Origin of the sequence: Pseudonocardia adelaidensis (assembly GCF_039543345.1) — a bacterium.
Taxonomy (GTDB): domain Bacteria; phylum Actinomycetota; class Actinomycetes; order Mycobacteriales; family Pseudonocardiaceae; genus Pseudonocardia; species Pseudonocardia adelaidensis.
Genome location: NZ_BAABJO010000003.1, coordinates 280,612 through 304,965, shown reverse-complemented (window position 1 = coordinate 304,965; position 24,354 = coordinate 280,612). Strand labels below are relative to the sequence as shown.

Sequence of the window (24,354 nt, the reverse complement as noted above, 5' to 3'; positions counted from 1 at the left end):
CTCACCAGCCCGCGACCGATCCCGCGTCGACCGGCATCGCCACCCCGGTGACGAACGACGCGTCCGGGCTGCAGAGCCAGACGACGGCCGCGGCGACCTCCTCCGGCTGCCCGAACCGGCTCATCGCCTGAGGGCGCCGGATCTCCAGCGCCCGCTCCGGCGAACCGCGCATCATCAGCGGCGTCACGATCGCGCCTGGGCACACGGCGTTGACCCGGATCCCGTCGTCGGCGTACTCGACGGCGGCGTTGCGCGTCAGGCCGACGATGCCGTGCTTGCTCGCCGTGTACGGCGACAGCAGCCGGACGCCGCGCAGCCCCGCGTTCGACGAGGTGTTGACGATCGCGCCGCCGCCGTTGCCGAGCATCGCCCGGATCTGGTGCTTCATCCCCAGGAACGTGCCGCGCAGGTTGACGGCGATGATGCGGTCGAAGTCCTCGTCGGAGATGTCGGCGAGCCGCCCGTTGCTCCCGCCGATCCCGGCGTTGTTGTGCGCGAAGTCCAGCTGCCCGTACCGCTCGACGACGTGCGCCACGAGCGCCTCGGCGGCTCCGGCGTCGGCCACGTCGCAGGGGAAGAACTCGGCCGTCCCGCCCGCCTTCCGGATCATCGCGACGGTTTCCTCGCCGCCCGCGCGGGCCGACTCCAGGTCGGAGACGACCACCGAGGCGCCCTCCGCGGCGAAGCGGACCGCGCACGCCCTGCCGATGCCCCCGGCCGCACCGGTCACCAGCCCGGCCCTACCCGCCATGCTCCCGGTCATGGCGGCGACGTTAGGAACCGCCGGGGCGTCAGACCATCGGCTCCGCGCGGCGATACGTGGTGCTGCGTGCACGCACCTCGCGCGGGGAGCAGCCGTACTCGCGCTTGAACGCCTGGGAGAAGTGCGTGGCGTCCGAGAACCCCCACCGGTAGGCGATCTCGGTGACGGTGCCGCCGTTCGCGTCGGTCAGGTCCTGGTGGCACCGGGCGAGCCGGGCCCGGCGCACCATCGACGACACGGTGTCGCCGCTGCCCTCGAACGCCGCGTGCAGGGTGCGCAGCGACACCGACAGCTCGGCCGCGATCGCCTCCGGCCCCAGCGCGGGGTCGGTGAGGCGGGCGCGCGCCACCCGCCGGGCGCGCGCCCGCAGCGCCTCCAGCCGGGCCTCCCGGTGGGCGGGCAGCAGCGGTTCCACCGCGGCGCGCAGCAGTTCGAGGGTGACGTCCCCGGCCGTCGCGCGGGTGGCCTCGTCCATCCCCGGGAGCTCCGCCATGACGGCCTCGGTGTAGCGCGCCAGCAGCCGCGCACCCGGGAGGCTGCCGAACCCGGGCACGTCCTGGACGTCGGCCAGGCGCGGGCTGGCGGCCAGCACGAGCTCCCGCGGGAACACCAGCGTGCGCTTGACGAACGGGGCGAGCACCTCGATGCCGAGGCCGCCCGTGCCGTCCCAGATGCCGAGGTCGCCCGCGGAGAGCAGGCGCTCGACCCCGCCGCGGCGGATGCGCTCGGCACCCCGCAGCACGAGCTGCACGCCGAACCGGCCCTCGCCCTCGTCGCCCATGACGCCGGCGCCCCTGCGCCCGACCCACGGGTGGCACCGGCAGTCGACGATGCTGACGGCGCCCAGCCGCCTGCGGACGACCTCGCCCGAGAACGAGCCCGGGGAGTCGTCGGGCACGCGCACGTCGAAGCCGACGTGGGTGGCGGCCAGGAGCCCCTCCCACTCCGCGGTGGAACGGGCGGACCAGCGCTCCTCGTCCGTCATCGCAGGCTCCTTCGACTGCTACGTGGTCACCCGTGAGGAGGTTAGTTGCCCGCCGCCTCCCCGTGCTCGGGTTCGGCGAGCATCTCCACGGCCTCCCTCAGCCGCTCCAGGTAGTCCGCACGTCGCCGCCGGTAGCGCTCCACGGGCGCCGAGATCGTGTACGAGCCCATGAGGATCCCGCCGCTCCAGATGGGCACGGCGATGCAGGCCACCCCGTCGGAGAACTCCTCGACGTCCGTCGCGTAACCCTGCTTGGCCACGCGGGCGAGCTCCTCGGCGAAGACGTCGGCGTCGATGATCGTCCGGTCGGTCATCCGTTCGAGCCCGTGCACGGCCAGGTAGCGGTCGCGGTCTCCGGGCTCGGCGAACGCGAGGAGCACCTTCCCCGACGCACGGGCGTTCGCGGCGCCGCGGTAACCCGGGCGCAGGTTGGTCACCTGCACCGCGTGGGTGCCCTCGAGGCGGGCGAGCACCACCGGGTTCCCGCTGCGCCACGCCGACAGGTACGCGCTCTCCCCGGTGACCTCGGTGATCCGTTTCAGCGGGGTGAGCAGCTCCGGTGGCGGAACGGTCTGCTGGGCGTAGGCGACCGACAGCACCTCCATCGCGAACCCGAACCGGTACTGCTTGCGCTCGTCCCGGGTGAGCAGCTTGGCGTCGACCAGCGTGTTCAGCAGGTGGTACACGGTGGGCACCGACGTGCCCAGCTCGGCCGCGAGGCGGGGCGCCGACCGCTCGTGCTCCGGGAGCGACGCGATCAGCATGAGCAGGTTGGCGGCCCGGGTGACCGACTGGATCCGGGTGCCGGTCCGCGGCCCGGTCGGCGCGGTCCCGCTCACCGCTCTCCCTCGCTGACGCTCGGTCGGCGCTTCGCGCGAGCACTGTGCTGGTGATTCGCTCGCTGACGCTCGCTCATCGGTCCGGGCTCCGGATCGAGACGCCGCCGTCGACCGGCAGCACCGCCCCTGTGATGTAGCGGGCCTCGTCGGACACGAGGAAGACCGCGGCGTGCCCGACGTCCCAGCCGGTGCCCTCGATCGCGAGCGGCGAGGCGGTGCGGCGGCGCTCGCGCAGCTCGTCGGACATCCCGTCTGCCGACACCATCGGAGTGTAGATCGGGCCCGGGGCGATGCAGTTGACCCGGATCCCCTGCGCGGCGTGGTCGATCGCCATGGCGCGGGTCAGCGCGATCACCGCGCCCTTCGCCGCCGTGTACGGGGTGAGCCCGCGCGGGCGGAACGCCGAGATCGACGACAGGTTGACGATCGCCCCACCGCCTCCCTCCGCCATCACCGGGACCACCGCGCGGCTCGCGTTCACGATCGTCGAGACGTTGACCCGCATGATCGTGTCCCAGGTGGTCCCGTCGACGTCCAGGATGGTGCCGGGGCCCTCGGTCCCGACGTTGTTGTCCAGCACGTCGATCCGGCCCCACCGCTCGACGGCGGCACCGGCCATCGCCGCGCAGTCGCGGTCCGAGGTCAGGTCGGCCACGTGGGCCAGTGCCTCCCCGCCGTCCTCGCCGATCATGTCGACGGTTTCCCGGGCGGACTTCTCGTCGCGGTCGACCACGAGGACCCGCGCCCCGTGCCGGGCGAACAGCACCGCGGCGGCGCGCCCCGTGCCGACGCCGGCCGCCCGCGAGCCACCGCCGGTCACGATCGCGACCTTGCCGGCGAGCCGGCGGGCCTGCGGCGCGGTCACCGCGACAGCCCCATCAGCGCCGCCGCGGTGCCGCCCAGCATCTGCCCGACCTCGTCGTCGGTGATCTCCACCCCGTGCCGGCGCGCAGTCTCCGGGAGGGCGCGGAAGGCGTCCACCCAGGTGTGCAGCGGCATCACCTTGGAGATGCCGGGACAGTCGCTGCCGAACACGACCCGGCCCAGCCCGATGCCGTGCTTGATCTCGGAGACCCGGCCGATGAACCGCGCCTCGTCCTCGATCAGCAGGCCCTGCCACAGCGAGAGCTCGAGGTACACGTTCGGCTTCCACCGCGCGATGTCCAGCGCCAGCGGGAACCAGGCGCGTTGCCCGGCGTGCAGGACCACGAAGTTCGTGTCCGGGAAGTCGGCCGCGGGCTCGTCGATGTGCAGTGGGCTCGCATAGGTGCTGACCAGCGGCGCGGCCATCGCGCCCGTGTGCACCGCCACCGGGACGCCGCGCTCGCCCGCGAGGGCGTAGAGCGGGCGGCAGACGGGGTCGGCGGGCGAGTACCCGGAGCACGGGTGCAGCTTCAGGCCGCGCGCCCCGGCGTCGAGCGCGTCCCGGACGATGTCGACCGCGTCGGGCCGGCGCGGGTCGACGCCGACGAACGCGATGAAGTGGTCCGGGTCCGCGCGGGCGAGGTCGGTGGCGAGGCGGTTCTCCTCCACGATCGACCTGTCGCCCTCGCCGAGGCGCAGCCCGTAGTCCGCGAGCAGCAGGCACGAGCGGTCGACGCCCGCCTTCTCCATCTCGGCGCGGATCTCGGCCGCCCGCGCCTCGACGTCCTGCACGGGCGCCTCGGAGTGGGCGTGGATCCCCACGACCCCTCCCCGGGCGGCGATCTCCCGCGCGGCCGCGTACCGCTCGAAGATCGACCACAGGTGGCGGTGCAGATCGATGATCACGAGTGTGCTCCCTCCGTCGTACCGCGGACCCACGCGAGGTGCTCCCGGACCGCGGCCGCGAACTCCCGCGGCCGTTCCAGGAACGCCATGTGCGGTGCGTCCATCTCCACCAGCCGAGCGCCGGGCAGCCGCGCGGCGAGGTCCTGCATGACGGGAAGCGGCGTCGACCTGTCCCGACGGCCCGCGATGCAGGTGACCGGCACGCCGATCTCGCCCAGCCGGTCGAGCACGTCGTGGCGGGCGATCGCGCGCCACGTGTCGGCCAGCGCGCCCGGGTCCATGGCGAGCAACCGCTCGCGCGCGTACGCGAGCGGTGGCGCGTCCGGGTCGCGTTCCAGCGCCTCGGGCGTGAACCACCGCGTCATGGTGTCGTCGAGCATGCCCGCGGCGCCGCGGGCCTCGGTGGCCTCGGCCCGCGCCTCCATCACCTGCGCGTCCCCGCGCGGGGTGGTGCAGGCGAGCACCAACGAGCGGACCAGGCCCGGGTGCGCGAGCGCGAGGTGCATCGCCACCATCCCGCCCAGCGACGCCCCCACCACGTCGAACCGGCCGGTGTGGTGGCCGGCGATCTCGTCGGCCATGTCGGCGAGCGTGAGGCCCGGCCGGGCCCGGCGCCGCTCGCCGTGGCCGGGGAACGTCACCGCGCGGACGGGCAGCAGGCCCAGGAACGCGACGCTCTGCCGGTCGAGCCCGACCGGGTGCAGGAACAGCAGCTCTGCCACGTCAGGACCCGGCCCGCGGTGGGAACACGAACGACCCCTCCGGCGGCAGCTCCGGGGTGATGTCGCGGTAGACGTTGCGTGTGAGAGCGGTGAAGTGCGGCGTGAGCTTCCGGGTCCACTCGCTCGGCGGCTGCATCGCCCGGTACTCGGGGGAGTCGAGGACCTCGGGGTTCTCCAGCTCGTAGAACGCCAGGTACTTCGGTTCACCCTCCACGCTCACGAACCGCCGTGCCGACAGGAACCCCGGGCACTGCATCCGCTCCGGGAAGTGCTCCTCGTCGTACCAGCGGTTGAAGTCCTCCTCGTACGCCGGATCGATGTCGATCATCACCAGCAGCAGCCCCGTGCCACGCTCACCCACGGTTGATCCCTCCCATGCGGTACGCCTCCTGGACCAGGTCCATCGCCGCGGCCATGTCGGTCAGCGACGCGATCGGCGGCTCGCCCGCGCGCGCCCGGCGGAGCACGTCGCGGACGAACACGGGGTAGTGCGGCACGTTCGTGGTGTGCACGCGGAGGTGCTCGACGGCACCGTCCGGCCCGACGACCTCCACGTCCCGCAGTCCCGTCGCGATCAGGTAGTGGGAGCGGGCCTTGACGCTGAAGCGCATGTCGAACGTCGAGTGCCGGGCCGGCAGCAGGTAGCCCGTCTCCACGTGGAAGGTCCGGCCGCCGCTGCGCAGCGTCACGAGCGAGTAGTCCTCGACGTCGAGCCCGTGGGCGGTGTTCGCCATGACGGCCGCCGCCACCTCCACCGGGTCACCGAACAGCACGCGGGCCAGGTCGATCATGTGGACGGAGAGGTTGATCGTGCAGCCGCCGCCCGAGCGGGCCGGGTCGAGCATCCACCCGCAGCCGGAGTCGGTGTAGCGCGCCGGCGTCCCCGCGATCCAGCGGAACGACAGGTGGGCGATGTCGGCGTCGGCGAACCGCTCCCGCATCACCGTGAGCAGCTCGCTCTGCCGCCACACGAACGGCACGGCCGCGAACGCACCCTCCGCCGCCGCGCGGTCCGCGAGCGCGCGCACCTGCCCGGCGTCGGTACCGCACGGCTTCTCCATCGCGAACGGGATGCGCCGGTCGAGCAGCAGCCCGGCCTCCCGCGGCATCTCCGCGTGCTCGCCCAGCGCCAGCACGAAGTCCGGCGACGTGGTGTCGAGCAGCCGCTCGTGGGAGTCCGACCAGGCGCACCCGAGCCGTTCACCGAGTTCCCCGGCGACGCGCGCGTCGACATCGCTGACGCCGACCACGGCGACGTCGGGCAGCTCCAGCAGCGTCGGCAGGTACAGGTCGAGGTGCCAGTGCGACGCCCCGATCACCGCAACCCGCATGGTCCCCATCAGATCGACCGGTTGATCCCGCCGTCGACCACGATCGTCTGCCCGGTCACGAAGCCGGCGCGCGGCGAGCAGAGGAAGGTGCAGAGGTCGCCGACCTCCTCGGGCCGCCCGACCCGGCGCACCGGGATGCGCTCGGCGAAGCGGCGCAGCTGTTCGTCGAGGTCGATGCCGGCCTGTGCGGCCGCCTTGCCCTGCAACTCGCGCAGGCGGCCGGTGAGGATCGGGCCGGGCGCGATGTTGTTCACCGTGACCCCCTCGGCGGCGACGTCGTCGGCCAGCACCTTCGCCAGCACCGTCACCGAGGCCCTGGTGGCCTCGGAGACGACGAGCCCGGCGCTGGGCTCCTTGGTGCCGTACCCGGTGAGGTTGACGATCCGGCCCCGGCCGGACGCCCGCAGGTGCGGGAGGGCGGCGCGGGTGAGCCGGATCGCGCTCATCAGCACCCCCTCGTGCGCCGCGTCCCACGCCGCGTCGTCGGACTGCGCGAACGTCACCGCGGGAGGTGGCCCGCAGTTCACGACGAGCACGTCGAGCCCGCCCAGCAGCTCGACCGCCCGGTCGACGAGGCCGGCGACGGCCGCCGCCACGCCGAGGTCGGCCGCGACGCTGCCGGCCGCCCCGATCTCGTCGGCGGCCGCCGCGAGCCGCTCCCCGTCGCGCGAGGAGATCACCACCCGGGCCCCCTCGGCCGCGAGCGACGCCGCGCAGGCACGGCCGAGGCCCTGACTCGCGGCCGTGACGAGCGCGCGGGCGCCGGTGAGACCCAGGTCCATCAGGCCACCGGCTCGCCGAGCGGCAGCGCATCGGCCGCGGACACGTCGGCCGGGTAGACGGTGCGCAGGTCGCCGCCCTGCCACTGGACGAGGATCGGCACGATGTAGTGGTTGGCGCCCGTGTCGTCGTAGCCCACCTTGCCGGGCGGCACCGCCGATGCAGGGCCTTCGGTGAAGTCCGTCGTGGCGAGGGCTTCGCGGATCCGCTCCGGGTCGCACGTGGCGCCCTTCTCCATGATCTGCGCGAGCTGGTGCACCGCCGCCCAGGACTCGCCCGCCTCCTGCGGCATGAAGACCCCGTGCTTCTGCCGGTAGGCGGCGGCGACCTCGGGCACCCCGGGCAGCTGCAGGTCGGAGTTCCACGCCGCCGCTGCCATGATCCCCTCCGCGTCCGGGCCGAGCGCCGCGGCGAACTGCGGCGTGAGCGCCCCGCCGCCACCGGACGTCGCGATCGGCGTGGTCACCCCGCGCGCCCGCAGGCCCTTGATGATGAGCGACAGGTCGGAGACGTTGCCGCCGAGCACGATCACGTCCGTCTTCGCGTCGGCGAGCCTGCTCACGATCGGGGTCGCGTCGGAGATCGCGTTCGGGAAGATGACCTGGTCGCGGACCTCGAGCCCCTGCGCTTGCGAGCCCGCGACGATGCCGGCGGTCTGCGCCTTCGTGGAGGCGTCGTCGCTGCCGGCGACGGCGACCGTGCGCAGCGGCCGGTTCTGCTCGCCGAACACACCGGCGAGCGCCTTCATCGTCTCCGTGCCGAACGCGGACGCCTTCGGGGCGATCTGGAACAGGTACCGGTAGCCCTTCTGCGTCAGCTCGTCGACGAACGACTGCGTGATCAGCGGCACCTTGTGCGTCTCGGTGGCGATCACGGTGGTCAGGGTCATGCTGCTCAGGTACGAGCCGACGACCGCCGACATGGTGCCGCCCTGCAGCATCTGCTCGGTGACGGTCTTGGCCTGCCCCGGGTTGTCCGAGCTGGTGTCGGCGCTGACGATCTCGACCTTCGCCCCGCCCAGCGCCTTGATGCCACCGGCCTGGTTGATCTCGTCGGCAGCGAACTGCATGCCGGACAGGGAGTTCTGGCCGTTCTCCGCCCAGACCCCGGAGAGCGGGTAGGGCGCCCCGATCTTCACGGTCTCGCCGCACTCGACCGCTTCGCCGGAGCGGTCCTGCGTGGCGACCCCGCCGCACGCCGAGCCGAGCGCGATCAGGCCGGCCGCGGCCACCGCAGCCAGCACCCGCCCGCTCACCGGACCGCTCCGGCCGGGAGGAACGACCCGAGGAACGCCAGCGAGGTGGCAAGGCGCTCCCGCTGGTCGGCCACGCCGGGATGGTTGTCCAGCCCTTCGACCGACAGCCGGTAGGGCTCGGCGCGCCCCGGGTCCGAGTGGGTCGAGGTCAGCACGCCCATGAGCGAGGCAAGGTCGGCGACGCCCTCCCCCGGGTAGCACCACTGCACGTCGAACCCGCGGCGGTGGAAGCGGTCCTCGACGTAGCGCGACTCGATCCGGAAGTCCTTGGCGTGGCCCGCCGGGGCGAGCGGGGCGAGCGTGCGGACCACCGGCAACGGGTCCTGCAGCGCGGAGATGGGGTTGATCAGGTCGAGGAACACCCCGACCCGGTCGCCGCCCACGCCCTCGATGATCTCGACGTACTCCTCGGCGGTGAAGTCCGAGTGGTTCTCCAGCAGGATCCGCCCGTCGCCGGGCACCTCGTCGACGGCCCGGCGCAGGGTCTCGGTGACGTAGCGCTGCTCGGCGACGATCCGGTCCGGGAACGCCATCAGCTCGTTGCGGTAGAAGCCCGAGGAGACGCGCACGAACGGGCTGCCGATCGCCTCGGCCAGCTGTGCCCACTCCCGGATGCGCGCGACGCCCGACCCGACCGTGTCACCGCTGCCCGCGCGACCCACGACGTCGCCGGAGAGCGTGATCTCCAGCCCGAGGTCGGCGGCGAGGGCGCGCAGGGCCTCCAGCCCGGCCCGCGGGCGGCCCCGGACGTGCACGGCGTTGAACTGCACGAACGCCGCGCCGAGGTCCGCGACCTCGCGCATCACGTCCTCCAGCGGGATCTCGCCCTCGGCGAGGCGGCAGTGGTAGGAGAGCGTGTCCACGCCCAGCACGACGGTCACGGCCGGTGTCCCTTCGTCAACGTTGTCGAACGGGCTCGTCAGTTCTCGTGGGTGAGGTCCTCGATCTGCGCGGCGATCCGCTCGGCGTCCGGGAGGAGGCCCGCGACCAGGCTGGGCGCGGCCGGCACCCGGGAGTCGGGCAGCCCGAGCCGCAGCGGCGGGCGGCGCAGGGCGACACCCGCACCGGCGACGCGGGCCACGACCTCGGCCCCGAAACCACCGGTCACGTTCGCCTCGTGCAGCACGGCGAGCCGCCCGGTCCGCCGCACGCTCGCGAGCACCTCGTCGGTGGGCAGCGGGTTGAGCCAGGGCAGTTCGAGGACCTCGACCGACACGCCCCGCCCGGCCAGAGCCTCCGCCGCCTGCAGCGCGCGGGCGGTGATCGCCCCCCACGTGACGACGGTGGCGTCGGTGCCCTCGCGCCGCACCCGCAGCCCTCCCAGCGGCTGCACCGGCCCGTCGAGCATGACGTCCTGCTTGCCGGTGTAGAGCGTGCGGTTCTCGATGACGAGCACCGGGTCGTCGCTGTGCACGGCAGCGACCAGTACGTCGTAGGCGTCCTGCGCGGTCCACGGCATCGCGACCCGCAGGCCGGGGACGTGCAGGAAGAACGCCTCCAGGCTCTGGCTGTGCTGCGCGCAGGCGCCGGGCGCCGAACCCTGCTGCGTGCGGATCACCACCGGCGCCGCCAGCTCGCCGCGGCTCACGTACCGCACGTTGGCCAGCTGGTTGACGATCTGGTCGAACGCGACGAGCGAGAAGTCGACCCACATGATCTCGACGATCGGGCGCCTGCCCAGCATCGCCGCACCGACCGCGGAACCGAGGATGGCCGACTCGCTGATCGGGGTGTCGAACACCCGCTCGCCGAAGTCGCGGCGCAGCCCGCGGGTGACCCCGAAGACCCCGCCCGGCTTCGCGACGTCCTCGCCGTAGAGCAGCGTCTCGGGCAGCTCCGAGAGGCACCGCCGCAGCGCGGCGTTGACGGCCTCGCCGTAGGTCAGCGAGCGGACCGAACGCCCGGCCTCCACCTCGCGGACGGCCGTCTCAGACATAGAGGTGCTCCTTCACGTTCGCCGGGTCGGCGAGGGGCGCGGCGAGCGCCTCGGCCGCCGCGCGCTCCATCTCCTCCCGGGCCGCCCGCTCGGCGCCGTCGATCACGTCCTCGCCGACGCCCGCCGCACGCAGCCGATCGCCAAGCACCACGACCGGCTCCCGTCGGCGCGCCTCGTCGAGCTCGCCCGGGCGCCGGTACTGCTCGGCGTCGCCGATGTAGTGCCCCACGAGCCGGGCCGTCATCGCCTCGACCAACGTCGGCCCGCCGCCCTCCCGGGCCACCGCGAACGCGGCGCCGAGCCGCTCGCGCACGACCGCCGGGTCGTTGCCGTCGATCCGCTCGCCGGGCATCCCGTACGCGGCCGCCCGCCGGTGCAGCCGCGGGTCCCGCACCATCTCCTCGATCGGCGTCAGCTCCGACCACGAGTTGTTCTCGCAGACGAACACGACCGGGAGGTTCAGCGCGGCCGCGAAGTTCATCGCCTCGTGCACCGCGCCCTGGTTCATCGCCCCGTCACCGAACACCGTGAGCGCCACCCGGCCCGAGCCGTCGAACCGCCCCGCCAGCGCGGCGCCGGCCGCGATCGGTGCACCGGCGCCCACGATGCTGTTCTCCCCGAAGAACCGGTGTGCCGGCGCCGTCAGGTGGGCCGATCCGCCACGGCCCCCGTTGATCCCGGTGGCCCGGCCCAGCAGTTCGCCGAACAGGGCCGCGGGCGCCACCCCGCACGCCATCGCCCAGTTGTGCCCGCGGTACGTCGCGAACACGGCGTCCTCGTCCCGGACCAGCCCCGCGGCCCCCACCGCGATGGCCTCCTGGCCGATGCCCAGGTGGATCGAGCCCACCGCATCGCCCGCCAGCCGCAGCTCGCGGACCTTCTCCTCGAAGGCCCGCATCCGCCAGACCTCACGCAGGTCGGCCAGCACCTGGTCGTCCGTCCCGCCGGTGGCCGTCCCGCCGGTGGCCATCCCGCCCGTGTCCATCCCGCCCGTGTCCACCTCAGCCCGCCGCCAGCCGCTGGCCGCCGTCGACGGCGAGCGCGACACCGGTGATGAACGCCGCCTCGTCCGAGGCGAGGAAGAGCGCGGCGTGGGCGACGTCCCACGCGGTGCCCATCCGGTTGCGCAGCGGGACGTGCGCGTTGCGTTCGGCGATCACCTGCTCCCGGGTGGCGCCGCCCCGCCCGACGCGGTTCTCGATCGCCATCGGGGTGTCCATGAGGCCGGGGAGGATCGCGTTGGCCCGGATGCCGTAGGCGGCGTTGGTGATCGCGATGTGCTCGGTCATCGTCACGACCCCGGCCTTCGACGTGCGGTACGCGACGTACGGGTAGTTGATCTCCACCGCGATCGACGAGATGTTCGTGATCACGCCGCCGTCCTGCTCGCGCATCACGGGGATCACGTGTTTGCAGGTGAGCACCATGCCCTGCAGGTTGATGGCGGTGATGCGGGCGAACGCGTCGGCCTCGATCTCGGTGATCGGGGCGTCGCCGCCGGCGATGCTCACGCCCACGTTGTTGTGCAGGATGTCGATCCGGCCCCACTGCTGCACGCAGGCGGCGGTCATCGCGGCGATGTCGTCCTCGCTGGTGACGTCCGCGCGCACGGCGATGGCCTCGCCGCCTTCGTCCAGGATCTGCTTGACCGTCTCCTCGGCCGCGGCCGGGTCGCGGTCGGCGGCCAGGACCTTGGCGCCCTCCCGGGCGAGCAGCACCGCGGTGGCGCGGCCGTTGCCTGCCGTCTGCCCCGGCGTCTGGCCCGCCCCCACCACCATGGCCACCTTCCCGGCCACGCGCTGCCCCATGTCGCAGACCCCTTCGTCACGATGCCTTTTCAAATAGTGAATACTTGCGGCAATTAGTGAACAACGGTAGGCAGGACCCCATCCCCCGTCAAGGACGCCCCGGAGATGGAGTGCCATGGCCCTCGTGCCCTACCTGTCCGAGTCCGACCTCGCCGAGGACGACCGGTCCCTGCTGGCTCGCCCGATCAACCTGTTCCGCGCGCTGGCCAACTCCCCCGAGGCCCTGCGCCACCACTCGGAGTTCGGGCAGTGGATCCGGCACGGGTGCGAGCTCGACCCGCGGCTGCGCGAGCTCGCGATCCTGCAGGTCGGCTACGTCACCGCGAGCCCGTACGAGTGGAGCCACCACATCAAGATCGGGCACGACTTCGGCGTGACCGACGAGGACGTCACCGCGCTGATCGCGGCCACCGCCGGTCAGGAGCACGGGCTCGGCGAGCTGGAGTCGGCCGTGCTGGCCGGGGCGCGCGAGATCACCAGGGACATGCGCATGTCGGACGAGACGTGGGCGTTCCTGCACGAGCGCCTCGGGAAGGCCCGTCTCGTGGACCTCGTCATGGTCATCTCCTTCTACAACGCGGTGGTCCGCATCCTCGGGACGCTGCAGATCGACGTGGAGCCCGACTACGCGGGCTACCTGGAGGCGTTCCCGCTGCCCGACGGCCACCGACCCGCTCAGAGCCCGAGGTAGGCGCGCTCGAGGTAGTCGCTGTCCATCAGCTCCGCACGGGTCCCGCGGAACGTGACCTCCCCGGTGGTGAGCACGATCGCGCGCTCGATCACCTCGAGGGCCTGCGTCGCGTTCTGCTCGATGAGCAGGATCGACACGTCGAGCTCCCGGTGGATCTGCGCCAGGCGCTCGAACATCTCCTCGACGATCACCGGCGCGAGCCCGAGCGACGGCTCGTCGAGCATCAGCAGCCGCGGCCGCAGCATCAGGGCGCGCCCGACCGCGAGCATCTGCTGCTCCCCGCCGCTCAGCGAACCGGCGAGCTGACCGGCCCGCTCGCGCAGCTTCGGGAACAGCGAGTAGACCTCGTCCAGCAACTCGGTGCGCGAGACGTCCGGGGGCGTGACGTAGGCACCGAGCGCGAGGTTGTCGGCCACCGTCAGCGACGGGAACACGCGCCGCCGCTCCGGGACGTGGGCGATCCCCGCGGCGGGAACCTGGTGCGGGCCGAGGCCGAGCAGGTCGACCTCCCCCATGGTGATCGTGCCCGCGCTCGGCCGGACGAGGCCCGAGATCGCCTTCAGCAGCGTCGACTTGCCCGCGCCGTTCGCCCCGAGCACGCCCGCGAACTCGCCGGGACGCAGCTCGAACGACACGTCGACGAGGGCCCGGATGCTGCCGTACGCGGCGCAGAGCCCCTCCACCCGCAGCGTCGCGGGCTCGGTCGGGCGGGCCGAGCGGTGGGCCCACGGCGCCCTCACCGCTGCTCCCGGAGCGTCTCGTGCTCCCGGAACGTCTGGGCGGCCTGCCGCCCGATGTAGGCCTCGACGACGTGGGGATCCGTCATGACCTCCCGCGGTGGGCCCTGCGCGATGAGCACCCCGTGGTCGAGCACGAGGACGCGGTGGGAGAGCTCCATGATGACCCTCAGCACGTGTTCGATGACGATGATGGTGAGGCCGCCGTCGTTGAGCTTCCTGATCACGCCGATGATGGCGCGGGTCTCCTGGTCGGTGAGCCCGCTCATCATCTCGTCGAGCAGCAGCAGCCGGGGTGCCAGCGCGAGCGCGCGGGCGATCTCCACCCGCTTCTGGTCCGCCAGCGGCAGCGCGTCGACCTGGGCGCCCTGCAGCGCCTCCATCCCCAGCAGCTCGGCCACCTCCGCGGCCCGGCGGCCCGCCGCGGCCATCGTCAGGCAGACGGTGCTCGCCGCGAGCGTCACGTTCTCGGCCACGGTCATGGACCGGAACAGCCGCACGGACTGGAACGTGCGCGCGACGCCCATGCGCGCCACCCGCTCCGGTGGCCGACCGCTGATCAGCTGATCGCCGATCCGGATCGTCCCCGACGTCGGCCGGACGGCACCCGCCACGGCGTTGAAGCTCGTGGTCTTCCCGGCGCCGTTGGGGCCGATGATGCCGAGCAGCTCGCCCTCGTCCACCGCGAAGCTCACGTCGTTCACCGCGACGAGGCCGCCGAAGCGCACGGTCATGTTGTCGACGCGCAGCAGCGGGGCGCTCATCGGCTACCCCGTCCCACCGGCTGGGGTGGCGGGTCGGGCGCAGCGGCCGGTTGCGGGGCCGCCGCGGCGCCGGGCCTGCGGCGCGGCCACCGCATCGACATGATCCCGCGCGGCTCGATCCACAGGATCACGAGCACGACCAGCGCGTACACCACCAGGTTGAACCCGGCCGGGTACGCCGAGAGCTGGGAGTTGAGCAGCTGCTGCAGCGGCACGAGCAGCACGGCGCCGATCACCGGCCCCCACAGCTTCCCCGCCCCGCCGACGAACGCGATCACCGCGATCTGGGTGGCGACGGCGGCCCCGAACGCACTGTCGGGGTCGATGAAACCCAGGTACTGGATGTAGACCGAACCCGCCAGCGCGCAGGGAACGGCGCTGATGGCGAGCCCGGTCAGCTTCACCCGGAACACGAGCACGCCGGATGCCCGTGCCGCGTCCTGGTCGGCCTGCACGGCGCGCAGCTGCAGGCCGAGGCGCGAGCGCAGCACCACCCACGTCACGACGAACGCCGCCGCCGCGAGCACCAGCGCCACGTAGTAGAAGGCGAGCTTGTCCTCGAACGCGAACCGCGCCGGGTCGTTGCCGAGCAGGGGCAGCGTGAGACCCACCTCGCCGCCGGTGAAGCCCTCGAAGTGGCCGGTGAGGATCGCGAACACGAGCGTCAGCGCGAACGTGGAGAGCGCCAGGTAGATGCCTCGCAGGCGCAGGGTCACCACACCGAGCAGCACCGCGACGACGACGGCCAGCACGACCCCGAAGCCGAGTGCCGGGTAGGCGTTGATCCCGTAATGCGCCTGCAGGATCGCCGAGGTGTAGGCGCCGAGACCGAAGAAGATGCTGTGGCCGAAGGAGATCTGCCCGCCGAACCCGCTGATCACGTTCCAGCCCAGCGACGTCGCCATGAAGATCAGGGTGAGCGTCGCGACGCTCAGGACGAACTGGGTCTGGATGAACCAGAACGGCAGGCTCGCGACGAGGACCAGCACCGCCGGACCGAGCACGCCGGTGGAGCGCAGCGCCGATCGCAGCCCGGTCATGCGTGGGCCCCCCGCCCGGCCAGGATCCCCTGCGGCCGCAGGACCAGCACGAGCACGAAGGCGAGGAACAGCCCCACGTCCTGCAGGTCGACCGCCACGTAGATGGCGGTGAGCTGCTGGATCACGCCCACGAGCAGGCCGGCGACGAACGCGCCGACCACGTTGCCGAGCCCGCCCATCACCACGGTGACGAACGCGATGATGAGGAAGTTCGCGCCGGTCGTCGGCGTCACGGGGTAGTACGTGGCGAGCACGCAGCCCGCCACCCCGGTGAGCATGATGCCCACGCTGAAGCTCACGGCGTAGACCTTGTTCGGGTCGATCCCGACCATCGCCGCCATGTCCCGGTCGTCGACCGTGGCGCGGATGGCCTTGCCGTACAGGGTGCGCTGCAGGAGGTGGTAGAGCACCAGGAACACCGCCAGCGCGATCACGAACGACACGAGCCGCGCCTGGGCGATGAACACGCCGAACACGTCGTAGACGGCGGGGAGGACGCCCTGCACGGCCCGCGGTGACGGGCCGAACGCCATCAGCAGCAGGTTCGAGATGAGGATCGAGACAGCGAGGGTCAGCACGAGCTGCCCGTGCTGGGCGTCGACGGCGCTGATGCCGCGGATCGAGAGCGTCCGCCGGACGAGAACCCGGTGGACGGCGGCCCCGAGGAGGAACGACACCACTGCGACCGGCACGATGCCGAGCAACGGGCTCAGCCCGAGCGAGGTGAACAGCAGCACCGCTCCGAACATCCCGAGGGTGACGAAGTCCCCGTGCGCGAAGTTGATCACTCGGGTGATCCCGAAGATCAGCGTGAGGCCGCTGCTGAACAGGCCGTACAGCCCGCCGACGAGTATTCCGCTGGCCAGTGTCTGCAGGAAGCTCGTCACGAGAACCTCCACGACGGTGGGTAGGGATCTGGACGCGGCTGCTTCCCCGTGGATTTCACAGATTTCACATCATGAAGCGCTCTTAAAATCCGTGAAGGACATTAACGACGCGTCGACACGCGCGTCAAGGTGCATCCGCACGCCCGGAACCGGTCGGTCAGGTCAGGCACTCGACGGTCCCCCACGACGGGGGTGGGCCGCGGTCGGCTCCGCCCGTCGCCTCCTGCACTCCGGCCCGGTAGGCCGCGAGCCGCTCACCGCGCACGTCCGGTGCGACGCGCAGCACGACCCGCCCGGCCACGAGGGTGTGCTCCAGTGCGAGTGGCTGCCCACCCTCGTCGTAGCCGAACTCCCCGGCGAGACGTACCTGGTCCGCGATCTGCCGGCGCCGCGCGGCGGCCGCTTCCGGCGTCGCGAGGACCTCGACGACGGCGCCGTCCGCGATCCGGCGGGGGTCCTGCGGCCCGGGAAGGCTCTCGTCGTGGAAGGTCGGCGCCACGACGCCCGGCGCGATCGGGGCGCCGGGCGACCCCGGCGCGCACCAGGCCGGCGCGGCCGCCGCCACGCCCCGGTCGCGCAGGGCCGACACCACCGCCGCCGCGGTGCGCCGGTCGGCGTCCTGCGCGCCGCCTGCCCCGCTGCAACCCGCCGTCAGCACCCCGAACAGCACCACCAGCACGGCCGCGCGCGGTCGCGCCGCGTTCACCGGTCAGCCGCCGAGGGCCGCGATCCCGGTGAACGGCTTGCTCGCGTCGATGTCCCACAGCTCGGCGAGCAACGCGGACGCGTCCCACCCGGATCCGGAGAAGTCCACGGCGTCGCGGAACTTCGCCTCCAGCTCCTGCTCGGACAGCGGCGCGCGCCGATCGCCGCGGGGGACGTCGGCGCGCTCCACGAACGTGCCCCGGCCCGCGGTCTCGACCTCGACGACCGCGTAGGCGAACTCCCACTCGGCGGGGCCGACCGGCGGCGTCGGCGACTCGGTGAGGGTCGCGCGCTCCACGAGCGCCCGCGCGTCCGGCCGGGTCACCGCCTCGTCCGTGAACGTACGCAGGCCCAGGCCCCGGTCCAGCACCGCAGCGGCCGCGACGTACTCGGCGCTGAACTTGCCCTGCAGCCCCGAGCCCGGCCGGTGGTGGATCAGCGGGTCCCCGCCGCCCGGCTCCATCGTCACGGTGATCCGCCGGACCTCGTCCGCGTCGATCGACTCGCGCTCGGCGAGCCGGAGCGTCGCGTCGGCGAGGCGCTGCGTGTTGTAGCAGGCGGGGAACTTCTTGACGTTGATGCCGTGCCGCCGCAGCGCCCACGGCTCCCGCAACGCGGACGGCACGGCGGAGAGCCGCGAGCGGTCGGCGAACATCGCGAAGTACCCGAGCGGCGCCTCCAGCTGGTCCGGGTCGGCCGTGAAGCCGTTCGCCGCCAGGGTCGCGGACACCACCGCGTCCCGCGCAGCGAGCCCGGCGTGCAGCGGCTTGGTCATCGTGCCGAAGTTCTGCCTGCTGCCGCCCGCCATCGTCGCCGCGAGGGCGATCGCGCAGCGCGTGCGCTGCACGTCGCTGCCCAGCAGGCGCGAGACCGCGGCGGCGGCGCCGACAACGCCGAGCGTCGCGGTCGAGTGCCAGCCCTTCGCGTAGTGCTCGCGCAGCGACGCGAACCCGTCGGCGAGCGCGGTCACGACGTCGAACCCGACGACGTAGGCCTCCAGCATGTCCCGCCCGCCGGCCCGGGCCTGCTCGCCCGCGGCCAGGATCGCGGGCCACAGCACGACGCTCGGGTGTCCGTAGATCTGGTCGGTGACGTCGTCGTAGTCCAGCGCGTGCGCGGCCGTCCCGTTGACGAGCGCCGCCGTCGCCGCGGACGCGCGGGCACCGGTGGTCAGCAACGTGGACGTCGCCGCGCCGGGCTCGACGGCGGTCTGCGTGAGGATCCGGACGGCGTCCTCGTTCCGCGCCGCGATGCTGATGCCGACCGTGTCGATGAGCGTGCGCCGCGCGAGCTGGAGCACGTCGTCGGGCGCGGCCGAGACGTCGGTCTCGACCGCGTGCTCGGCGACGGCGCGGGTCACCGCGGGCAGGTCCTCGTTCATCACGTCTCTCCCTGTTCTGCCGGGTCCCTCGTCGTGATCAGTGCGTCGAGCGCCAGCGCCCCGGTGACTCCCACCCGCACCGGGTTGAGGTCGATGGCCTCCAGGTCGTCGATGCCGACGGCGGCCTCGGAGAGGGCGACCAGGAGCCGCACGAGCGCCTCCCGGTCGTGCCGCGGGCCGCCGCGGTAGCCGTCCAGCAGCCTGCTGACCCGGGTCCGGGCCAGCAGCCGCCGCGCGGCCCCCTCGTCGACCGGTGCGGGTGCCATGGCGACGTCGCCGATCAGCTCGGTCAGCACCCCGCCGGCACCGACCAGCACGAACGGCCCGAGGTCGGGGTCGACCGTGATCCCGGCGACGACGTCGACGCCGTCGGCCACCAGCTCGGAGACGAGGACGCCCTGGTAGCCGTCCGGGTCGAGCGCGCGGGCGCGGCGGTCGAGATCGGCGAAGCGCTCCCGCACGGCGGCCGCATCGGGCACGCCGACCTCGACGAGGTGCAGCTCGCTCTTGTGCGCGATGCCCGAGCCGGTGGCCTTGAGCACCACGGGACACCCGATCCGGGCCGCGGCCCGTTCCGCGTCGTCCGCCGTGGTGACGAGCTCCTGCACCGGGAACGGGATGCCCGCCGTCGCGAGCCGCAGCCTGCTGTCGTGCTCCGAGTGCGCGCCGCCCGCGGCCCCGGCCGGCGCGGAGGAAGCGGCGACCGGCGGGTACGGCCGCGTCAGCGCCTGCACGACGGCGACGGCGTCGAGCGCGGACGTCGTGACCGGCACTCGGGCGCGGCGGTAGACCGCCTCCTCGTCCTCGTGCAGCGGGGCCGGGCCGATCAGGATGATCGGCAGCCGCGGTTCGGCGGCGGCCACCGCCGCGATGGCCTCCGCGAGGCGGATGCGCCACTGCGGCGTCGGCACCGGGGTGAGGTAGAACAGCAGCGTGCCGGCGGCCGGGTCGCCGGCCAGCGCGCGCAGGTTCTGCTCGGCGGTGTCCGGTCCGGCCGCCCCGATGTCGAACGGGTTGAGCACCCGGGCGAACCCGGCGGTGCGACCCATCGCCCCGGCGGTGCCCGGCGACAGGGCCGGGGGCTCCAGGTCCGCGGCGGACAGCAGGTCGGCGAGCAGGATCGCGCCCGCCCCGGACGTGCTCGCGCCCACCACCCCGCGGTGGGCCGGCATGCGGCCGTCGGCCAGCACCGCGGCGGCCAGGGCGAGGGTCTCCAGCGTCGGCACGGAGACCACGCCGTCGGCGGCGAACACCGCTTCGAACGCGCCCGCCGCACCGGCCAGCCGGGACGAATGCGCCTGCGTCGCCTCGCTCCCCCGCGCCGAGTTGCCGAGCTTCAGCGCGACGAGCGGCTTCCCGCGTTCTGCCGCCTGCCGGGCGAGCGCGCGGAAGGACGGCCCGTCGGACACCCCGTCGAGGATGAGGGCGATGACCTCGGTGTCCGGGTCCTCGAGCAGGTGCCCTGCGATGTCGACGAGCCCGAGGTCCGCCTCGTTGCCGCAGGAGACGAACGTGGACAGGCCGTGGCCGTGCCGGGCGAGCGCGGGCACGAAGCCGCCGAGCATCGCGCCGCTGTGCGACACGAGGCCGACGCGGCCTGCGGGCAGGCGCTGCGAGTGGGTGTGGTTGTAGCCGAGGGGAAGGGGCACGGCCGTGCGGTAGACGCCGTTGCAGTTCGGGCCGAGGATGCGGATCCCGGTGCGCCGGGCGAGGTCGGCCAGCTCGGCCTGCAGCGCGGCGCCCTCCTCGGTGCCCATCTCGGCGAACCCGCTCACCGCGACGATCGCGACCGCCACGCCGGCCCCGGCGAGCTCCGCCACCGCGCGCACCGCCGCCGCGGCGGGCACCAGCACCAGCGCCACGTCGACGTCGGGCGGGAGCTCGGCGATCGAGCGCAGCACCGGGACACCGAGGATCTCGCCGCCGCGCGGGTTGACCGGGTAGACCTTGCCCGGATAGCCGGCGTCGAGCAGGTTGCGCAGCGGCTGGCCGGAGAACTTCCGCTGGTCGGCGCTCGCCCCGACCAGCGCGATCGAACCCGGGTCGAGCAGCGTGCCGACCGCGTCGCGCGTGCTGCGGCCCCGGGTCAACCCTCGCTCCGGAACGGCGAGGTGATGGGCTCCTTCCACGGCGACAACGCGCCGGCGTAGCTCCGGGGCCCCAGTCGGAAGTGCTGCGCCTGTTCGAGCGTCTCGACGAACGGCATGTCCATCGGGTAGAGCCGGTCGCCGCGCGGCCGGCCCCCGGCCTTCGAGACGTGGCCGTACAGCCGGTGCCCGAGGATCTCCTCGGCCAGCACGACGGACTCGATCAGCTTGTCGAGGTCGACGCCGGTGTCGAAGCCGAGCTCGGACAGCAGGTAGATCAGGTCCTCGGTGGGCGTGAGCGCCGCCGCGCGCCCGTTGCCGCAGTAGGGGCAGCCGGCCATGCCGCCGATGCTGGAGTCGAGCACGACGGTGTGCCGGTCGTCGAGCGTCTTCAGCGCCTCGTACGCGCTGATCGGCGCCATCCCGCGGGTGTTGTGCAGGTGCAGGTGGAACGTCGTGACGCTCGGCCAGCGATCCTGGATGGCACGCAGGTCCTCCTCGACCTGGTTGGGCAGGTGCCAGCCCATCGGGTCGCCGAGGAACACCTTCGTGACCGCGACGCCGTTGCCCGTCCACAGCTCGTACTGGCGCTCGAGCATGTCCATCCGCTGCTCGTGGCGGAACAGGCCGAGCCAGTTCGAGCCCCACGCGGCGTTGACGCCCATCTCCGCCTCGGTCACCCCGGCGGCGGCCGCCTTCCCGACGATCTCCTCCCAGGAGGCGATCTCCTGGTCCTGGGACCGGTTGGTGTTGCGCCGGGCGAACACGTCGCACAGGTGCACCCGGGTGAACGGCCGCTCGTCGTCGGGCGACAGCTTCTCCGGCACGTACGCGTCCCGCCGTTCCACGCCGCGCGCGTTGAGCGCGAGCGCCGTGTACGTGACGCCGGGAGCGGGCGTGAACCGCTCGACGATCTCGTCGATGTGCGCCATCTGCGGCGTCCACTTCGGGCTCACGAAGCTCCCGACGACGATCCGCTTCAGGCCCGTCTGCGAGAGCGAGTCGAGCAGCCGGACCTTGTCGTCCACCGGGACCCCGGCGTCCTCGATCTGCAGGCCCTCGCGCATGCCCTCCTCGACCACCACCACGTCGGGGTAGCCGTCGGGGCCGTGGATGGCGCCCGCCATCTGCGTCCCTGTGGTCATCGGTCCTCCTTCCTCCGGTCCGCGAGCTCCGCGAACACCTCGTCGGTGTGCTCGCCCAGGAGCGGCGGGGCCATCCGGAACTCGGGGTAGCGGCCGCCGTCGCGGATCGGCAGCGCCACCGTGCGGTAGTCCTCGATCCGCGGGTGCGGGACGTGCGGCAAGGCCCCGATCGCCGCCACCTGCTCGTGGGCGACCACCTCGTCGAGCGTCTGGATGGGGGTGCACGGGACGCCCACCGAGTCGAGCAGCCGCACCCAGTGCTCGGTGTCCTTCGCCGAGAGCGTCGCCGCGAGCTCGGTGAACAGCTCCTCGCGGTGGGCCACGCGGTCGGCGTTGTGCGCGAACCGGGGGTCGTCCACCAGGTCGGTGCGCTCGATCGCGCCGCACAGGCGCACCCACAGGCCCTCGTTCCCCGCCGCCACGATCGCGTACCCGTCCGCCGTGGGGAACGCCGCGTACGGGTAGATCCCGATCGTGCCCGAGCCCAGCCGCTGCGGCACGACGCCGGCCGCGAGGTAGCCCATGATCTGGAAGGGCAGCCACATCAGCGCGGTGTTCAGCAGCGACGTCTCGATGTGGGTGCCCGTGTCCGTCCGTTCCCGGGTGCGCAGGGCGTCGAGCACGGCGATGGCGGTCCACATCCCGGTGCCCTGGTCCAGCACCGACACCGGGATGCGTGACGGGGGCCGCCCCTCCTCCCCCGTCAGGCTCATCAACCCGCCGAACGCCTGCATCAGCGGGTCGTAGGCGGGCGCCGAGGAGAGCGGCCCGCCGGAGCCGTAGCCGGTCATGTCGCAGTAGACGAGCCGCGGGTTGATCTCGGCCACGTCCGCGTAGCCGAACCCCAGCTTCGCCATCGCGCCCGGCCGCAGGTTCTGCACGAACACGTCCGCTGTGGCGAGCAGATCCCGCATCCGCTCCGCGTCCGCCGGGTCCTTGAGGTCCAGCGAGACGCTGCGCTTGTTGCGGTTGAGCGCCGAGAAGATGCAGCTCTCGCCGTCCCAGAACGGCGGGCCCCAGCCGCGCGTGTCGTCACCGACACCGGGACGTTCGATCTTGATCACGTCCGCGCCGAGGTCGGCGAGGATGAGGGTGGCGAACGGGCCGGCCACGCTCATCGTCGAGTCGACCACCCGGATCCCGTCGAGCGAGCCGGCCATCAGCCGTACTCCCCCGTCGTCAGGACCTGCGGATCATGGCTCGGGATGACCTGCGCGCCGAGGCGGTCCATCTTCGCGAAGCTGTCCATGTAGTCCAGCAGGTTCGTGAACGACCCCGACGGGATGTGCTCCAGCCGGTCGTCGCCCTCCCAGTTCACCTGCATGTCGATGGTGTCGCCCGCGATGAGGAACCGGTCCGATCCGCTCTCGACCAGCACGCCCTGCGAGCCGGGCGTGTGGCCCGGCAGCGCGACCACCTCGACGCCGGGGGCGATCTCCGCGTCCCCGCGCACCGTGCGGAAGCGGTTCACCACCGCCGCCCACGGCGGGCAGATCCGGTCGGTGTTCTCGAATGCCGGGCGCGTCGGGGCGGCCGGGTCGACCGCGTAGAGCAGCTCGTCCTTCTGCACGATGTAGTGCGCGTTCGGGAACAGGTGGTTGTTGCCGCAGTGGTCCCAGTGCAGGTGCGTGTTGACGACCAGCCGGACGTCCTCCGGGTCGACGCCCACGTCGCGCAGAGTCGTGAGCGGGTCCTCGTCGGCGGTCCGGTGGAAGTCGTACCCGTGGTGCTCGCGCACGTACTCCGGCGGCGGCGTGCCGCTGTCGACGATGATCGGGTGCTCGCCCCCGGTGATCACGAACATGATCTGCGGGACGTCGTGGAACTCGCCCCAGTGACGCTGGTACTGCACCGCCGCCACCGGGAAGTTCCGGATGACCCCGGCCGGCAGCGCCTGGATCCGCAGCTTGCCGTTCACGACTTGTCCTCCCCCCCGTCGGCCACCAGCACCGCCCCGTTGACGTACGTGGACCGCCCCGACGCGGCGAACACGATCAGGTCGGCGATCTCACCCGGGGTGCCCCACGCGTGACCGGGGCGCGCGATCCCCTTGCCCCACTCCAGCCGGTTGGCCGCGGCGCCCTCGTCGGCCAGGTGGCCGCCGCCGAACTCGCGGCCCCACTTGGCGAACCGCTCCTCCGTGTCCACCAGCCCCGGGACGACCGCGACGACCCGGATCCCGTACCCGCCCAGCTCGCTGGCCAGGATCTTGCTGAGCCGGTTCTCCGCCGCCTTGGCCGGACCGGTGCACGACGACAGGAACGGCGGAGCCGTGACCCGGATGGCCGTCGCGCCCGACACGTTGACCACCACACCGGAACCCTGCTCGATCATCATCGGCGCGAACCGCTGCGTCAGCCGGAACTGCGCGAAGAAGTTGATCTCCATTCCGTGCCGCAGCTCCTCGTCGGTCACCTCGAGGAACGGCTTGTACGTGCCGGTGCCCGCGTTGTTGACCAGCACGTCGATCCGCCGGTGGCGGTCCCGCACGAACGCCACCAGGCGGTCGAGGTCGTCGAGCCGCGTCACGTCGGCCGAGACGGTGTCGACCGAGGCCGACGTCGACGCCTCGATGCTCGCCGCCGCCTTCGCGAGCTGCTCCTCCCGCCGCGCCGCGATGACGACCCGGGCACCCTCGGCGGCGAACAGCCGCGCGGTCTCGTACCCGATCCCGCTGCTGCCGCCGGTGATGACGACGACCTGGTCCCGCAGGCCGAGATCCATCTCT

26 protein-coding genes are annotated in these 24,354 nt (G+C 72.9%); 1 reads left to right on the top strand and 25 read right to left on the bottom strand.

The window, feature by feature from the left end; genetic code table 11:
• Position 1: 1 nt before the first annotated feature.
• The 14 genes from ABEA81_RS05310 to ABEA81_RS05245 form a co-directional block, all read right to left on the bottom strand.
• A complete protein-coding gene (locus ABEA81_RS05310) occupies positions 2 to 763 on the bottom strand; it encodes an SDR family oxidoreductase (protein ID WP_345603639.1) in 762 nt (253 codons plus the stop codon).
• Positions 764 to 791: 28 nt separating this feature from the next.
• On the bottom strand, positions 792 to 1,748 hold the full coding sequence (locus ABEA81_RS05305) for a helix-turn-helix domain-containing protein (RefSeq protein ID WP_345603638.1): 957 nt from the start codon (positions 1,746 to 1,748) through the stop codon (positions 792 to 794).
• Positions 1,749 to 1,789: 41 nt separating this feature from the next.
• Positions 1,790 to 2,587: an IclR family transcriptional regulator gene (locus tag ABEA81_RS05300; protein WP_345603637.1), complete on the bottom strand. Its 798-nt coding sequence runs from the start codon at positions 2,585 to 2,587 to the stop codon at positions 1,790 to 1,792.
• 73 nt (positions 2,588 to 2,660) lie between these two features.
• Complete coding sequence (locus ABEA81_RS05295) at positions 2,661 to 3,452, bottom strand: SDR family NAD(P)-dependent oxidoreductase (RefSeq protein WP_345603636.1); 792 nt, start codon at positions 3,450 to 3,452, stop codon at positions 2,661 to 2,663.
• Positions 3,449 to 4,357 carry an amidohydrolase family protein gene (locus tag ABEA81_RS05290; RefSeq protein WP_345603635.1) on the bottom strand — a complete coding sequence of 303 codons (909 nt, stop codon included), beginning with the start codon at positions 4,355 to 4,357 and terminating at the stop codon, positions 3,449 to 3,451. Before ABEA81_RS05290 ends, ABEA81_RS05295 begins: the two co-directional genes overlap by 4 nt.
• Positions 4,354 to 5,079 carry an alpha/beta fold hydrolase gene (locus tag ABEA81_RS05285; RefSeq protein ID WP_345603633.1) on the bottom strand — a complete coding sequence of 242 codons (726 nt, stop codon included), beginning with the start codon at positions 5,077 to 5,079 and terminating at the stop codon, positions 4,354 to 4,356. Before ABEA81_RS05285 ends, ABEA81_RS05290 begins: the two co-directional genes overlap by 4 nt.
• Before the next feature lies 1 nt (position 5,080).
• On the bottom strand, positions 5,081 to 5,440 hold the full coding sequence (locus ABEA81_RS05280) for a hypothetical protein (RefSeq protein WP_345603631.1): 360 nt from the start codon (positions 5,438 to 5,440) through the stop codon (positions 5,081 to 5,083).
• Positions 5,433 to 6,410 (bottom strand): Gfo/Idh/MocA family protein, encoded by a 978-nt coding sequence (locus ABEA81_RS05275; RefSeq protein ID WP_345603630.1) that lies wholly within the window; start codon positions 6,408 to 6,410, stop codon positions 5,433 to 5,435. The genes ABEA81_RS05280 and ABEA81_RS05275 overlap by 8 nt, the downstream gene beginning before the upstream one ends.
• Positions 6,411 to 6,418: 8 nt before the next feature.
• Positions 6,419 to 7,192 carry an SDR family oxidoreductase gene (locus tag ABEA81_RS05270; RefSeq protein ID WP_345603629.1) on the bottom strand — a complete coding sequence of 258 codons (774 nt, stop codon included), beginning with the start codon at positions 7,190 to 7,192 and terminating at the stop codon, positions 6,419 to 6,421.
• Entirely contained in the window at positions 7,192 to 8,445 is a 1,254-nt protein-coding gene (locus ABEA81_RS05265; protein WP_345603628.1) for an ABC transporter substrate-binding protein, read from the bottom strand. The genes ABEA81_RS05270 and ABEA81_RS05265 overlap by 1 nt, the downstream gene beginning before the upstream one ends.
• Positions 8,442 to 9,326, bottom strand: a complete 885-nt coding sequence (locus ABEA81_RS05260) for a sugar phosphate isomerase/epimerase family protein (RefSeq protein ID WP_345603627.1) — start codon at positions 9,324 to 9,326, stop codon at positions 8,442 to 8,444. Before ABEA81_RS05260 ends, ABEA81_RS05265 begins: the two co-directional genes overlap by 4 nt.
• Positions 9,327 to 9,364: 38 nt before the next feature.
• Positions 9,365 to 10,381 carry an alpha-ketoacid dehydrogenase subunit beta gene (locus ABEA81_RS05255; protein ID WP_345603626.1) on the bottom strand — a complete coding sequence of 339 codons (1,017 nt, stop codon included), beginning with the start codon at positions 10,379 to 10,381 and terminating at the stop codon, positions 9,365 to 9,367.
• Positions 10,374 to 11,366, bottom strand: coding sequence for a thiamine pyrophosphate-dependent dehydrogenase E1 component subunit alpha (locus ABEA81_RS05250; protein WP_345603625.1), 993 nt, complete (start codon positions 11,364 to 11,366; stop codon positions 10,374 to 10,376). Before ABEA81_RS05250 ends, ABEA81_RS05255 begins: the two co-directional genes overlap by 8 nt.
• Before the next feature lie 16 nt (positions 11,367 to 11,382).
• Positions 11,383 to 12,189, bottom strand: coding sequence for an SDR family NAD(P)-dependent oxidoreductase (locus ABEA81_RS05245; RefSeq protein WP_345603623.1), 807 nt, complete (start codon positions 12,187 to 12,189; stop codon positions 11,383 to 11,385).
• A 115-nt stretch (positions 12,190 to 12,304) separates the two neighbouring features.
• Here ABEA81_RS05245 and ABEA81_RS05240 point away from each other — a divergent pair, with 115 nt between their 5' ends.
• Positions 12,305 to 12,880: a carboxymuconolactone decarboxylase family protein gene (locus ABEA81_RS05240; protein WP_345603622.1), complete on the top strand. Its 576-nt coding sequence runs from the start codon at positions 12,305 to 12,307 to the stop codon at positions 12,878 to 12,880.
• Here ABEA81_RS05240 and ABEA81_RS05235 read toward each other — a convergent pair.
• The 11 genes from ABEA81_RS05235 to ABEA81_RS05185 form a co-directional block, all read right to left on the bottom strand.
• Positions 12,865 to 13,620 carry an ABC transporter ATP-binding protein gene (locus ABEA81_RS05235; RefSeq protein ID WP_345603621.1) on the bottom strand — a complete coding sequence of 252 codons (756 nt, stop codon included), beginning with the start codon at positions 13,618 to 13,620 and terminating at the stop codon, positions 12,865 to 12,867. The two genes, ABEA81_RS05240 and ABEA81_RS05235, sit on opposite strands and share 16 nt — an antisense overlap.
• Positions 13,617 to 14,381: an ABC transporter ATP-binding protein gene (locus tag ABEA81_RS05230; protein WP_345603620.1), complete on the bottom strand. Its 765-nt coding sequence runs from the start codon at positions 14,379 to 14,381 to the stop codon at positions 13,617 to 13,619. The genes ABEA81_RS05235 and ABEA81_RS05230 overlap by 4 nt, the downstream gene beginning before the upstream one ends.
• Positions 14,378 to 15,421 carry a branched-chain amino acid ABC transporter permease gene (locus ABEA81_RS05225; protein WP_345603619.1) on the bottom strand — a complete coding sequence of 348 codons (1,044 nt, stop codon included), beginning with the start codon at positions 15,419 to 15,421 and terminating at the stop codon, positions 14,378 to 14,380. The genes ABEA81_RS05230 and ABEA81_RS05225 overlap by 4 nt, the downstream gene beginning before the upstream one ends.
• A complete protein-coding gene (locus ABEA81_RS05220; protein WP_345603618.1) occupies positions 15,418 to 16,308 on the bottom strand; it encodes a branched-chain amino acid ABC transporter permease in 891 nt (296 codons plus the stop codon). The genes ABEA81_RS05225 and ABEA81_RS05220 overlap by 4 nt, the downstream gene beginning before the upstream one ends.
• A gap of 157 nt (positions 16,309 to 16,465) precedes the next feature.
• On the bottom strand, positions 16,466 to 17,014 hold the full coding sequence (locus tag ABEA81_RS05215) for a hypothetical protein (RefSeq protein ID WP_345603617.1): 549 nt from the start codon (positions 17,012 to 17,014) through the stop codon (positions 16,466 to 16,468).
• A gap of 3 nt (positions 17,015 to 17,017) precedes the next feature.
• Positions 17,018 to 18,394, bottom strand: a complete 1,377-nt coding sequence (locus ABEA81_RS05210; protein ID WP_345603616.1) for an MmgE/PrpD family protein — start codon at positions 18,392 to 18,394, stop codon at positions 17,018 to 17,020.
• Complete coding sequence (locus ABEA81_RS05205; protein ID WP_345603615.1) at positions 18,394 to 20,484, bottom strand: acetate--CoA ligase family protein; 2,091 nt, start codon at positions 20,482 to 20,484, stop codon at positions 18,394 to 18,396. Before ABEA81_RS05205 ends, ABEA81_RS05210 begins: the two co-directional genes overlap by 1 nt.
• On the bottom strand, positions 20,481 to 21,626 hold the full coding sequence (locus tag ABEA81_RS05200; RefSeq protein ID WP_345603614.1) for a beta/alpha barrel domain-containing protein: 1,146 nt from the start codon (positions 21,624 to 21,626) through the stop codon (positions 20,481 to 20,483). Before ABEA81_RS05200 ends, ABEA81_RS05205 begins: the two co-directional genes overlap by 4 nt.
• Positions 21,623 to 22,786: a CaiB/BaiF CoA transferase family protein gene (locus ABEA81_RS05195; protein WP_345603613.1), complete on the bottom strand. Its 1,164-nt coding sequence runs from the start codon at positions 22,784 to 22,786 to the stop codon at positions 21,623 to 21,625. The genes ABEA81_RS05200 and ABEA81_RS05195 overlap by 4 nt, the downstream gene beginning before the upstream one ends.
• Complete coding sequence (locus ABEA81_RS05190) at positions 22,786 to 23,544, bottom strand: N-acyl homoserine lactonase family protein (protein WP_345603612.1); 759 nt, start codon at positions 23,542 to 23,544, stop codon at positions 22,786 to 22,788. Before ABEA81_RS05190 ends, ABEA81_RS05195 begins: the two co-directional genes overlap by 1 nt.
• A complete protein-coding gene (locus ABEA81_RS05185) occupies positions 23,541 to 24,350 on the bottom strand; it encodes an SDR family NAD(P)-dependent oxidoreductase (RefSeq protein WP_345603611.1) in 810 nt (269 codons plus the stop codon). Before ABEA81_RS05185 ends, ABEA81_RS05190 begins: the two co-directional genes overlap by 4 nt.
• Positions 24,351 to 24,354: the final 4 nt, after the last annotated feature.

What these genes read in the sequence shown, in the direction of transcription:
- ABEA81_RS05310 (WP_345603639.1), bottom strand. Translation starts at nt 763, where the DNA reads ATGACCGGGAGCATGGCGGGTAGGGCCGGGCTGGTGACCGGTGCGGCC.
- ABEA81_RS05305 (WP_345603638.1), bottom strand. Translation starts at nt 1,748, where the DNA reads ATGACGGACGAGGAGCGCTGGTCCGCCCGTTCCACCGCGGAGTGGGAG.
- ABEA81_RS05275 (WP_345603630.1), bottom strand. Translation starts at nt 6,410, where the DNA reads ATGCGGGTTGCGGTGATCGGGGCGTCGCACTGGCACCTCGACCTGTAC.
- ABEA81_RS05270 (WP_345603629.1), bottom strand. Translation starts at nt 7,192, where the DNA reads ATGGACCTGGGTCTCACCGGCGCCCGCGCGCTCGTCACGGCCGCGAGT.
- ABEA81_RS05255 (WP_345603626.1), bottom strand. Translation starts at nt 10,381, where the DNA reads ATGTCTGAGACGGCCGTCCGCGAGGTGGAGGCCGGGCGTTCGGTCCGC.
- ABEA81_RS05250 (WP_345603625.1), bottom strand. Translation starts at nt 11,366, where the DNA reads ATGGACACGGGCGGGATGGCCACCGGCGGGACGGCCACCGGCGGGACG.
- ABEA81_RS05245 (WP_345603623.1), bottom strand. Translation starts at nt 12,189, where the DNA reads ATGGGGCAGCGCGTGGCCGGGAAGGTGGCCATGGTGGTGGGGGCGGGC.
- ABEA81_RS05240 (WP_345603622.1), top strand. Translation starts at nt 12,305, where the DNA reads ATGGCCCTCGTGCCCTACCTGTCCGAGTCCGACCTCGCCGAGGACGAC.
- ABEA81_RS05230 (WP_345603620.1), bottom strand. Translation starts at nt 14,381, where the DNA reads ATGAGCGCCCCGCTGCTGCGCGTCGACAACATGACCGTGCGCTTCGGC.
- ABEA81_RS05225 (WP_345603619.1), bottom strand. Translation starts at nt 15,421, where the DNA reads ATGACCGGGCTGCGATCGGCGCTGCGCTCCACCGGCGTGCTCGGTCCG.
- ABEA81_RS05210 (WP_345603616.1), bottom strand. Translation starts at nt 18,394, where the DNA reads ATGAACGAGGACCTGCCCGCGGTGACCCGCGCCGTCGCCGAGCACGCG.
- ABEA81_RS05200 (WP_345603614.1), bottom strand. Translation starts at nt 21,626, where the DNA reads ATGACCACAGGGACGCAGATGGCGGGCGCCATCCACGGCCCCGACGGC.
- ABEA81_RS05195 (WP_345603613.1), bottom strand. Translation starts at nt 22,786, where the DNA reads ATGGCCGGCTCGCTCGACGGGATCCGGGTGGTCGACTCGACGATGAGC.
- ABEA81_RS05185 (WP_345603611.1), bottom strand. Translation starts at nt 24,350, where the DNA reads ATGGATCTCGGCCTGCGGGACCAGGTCGTCGTCATCACCGGCGGCAGC.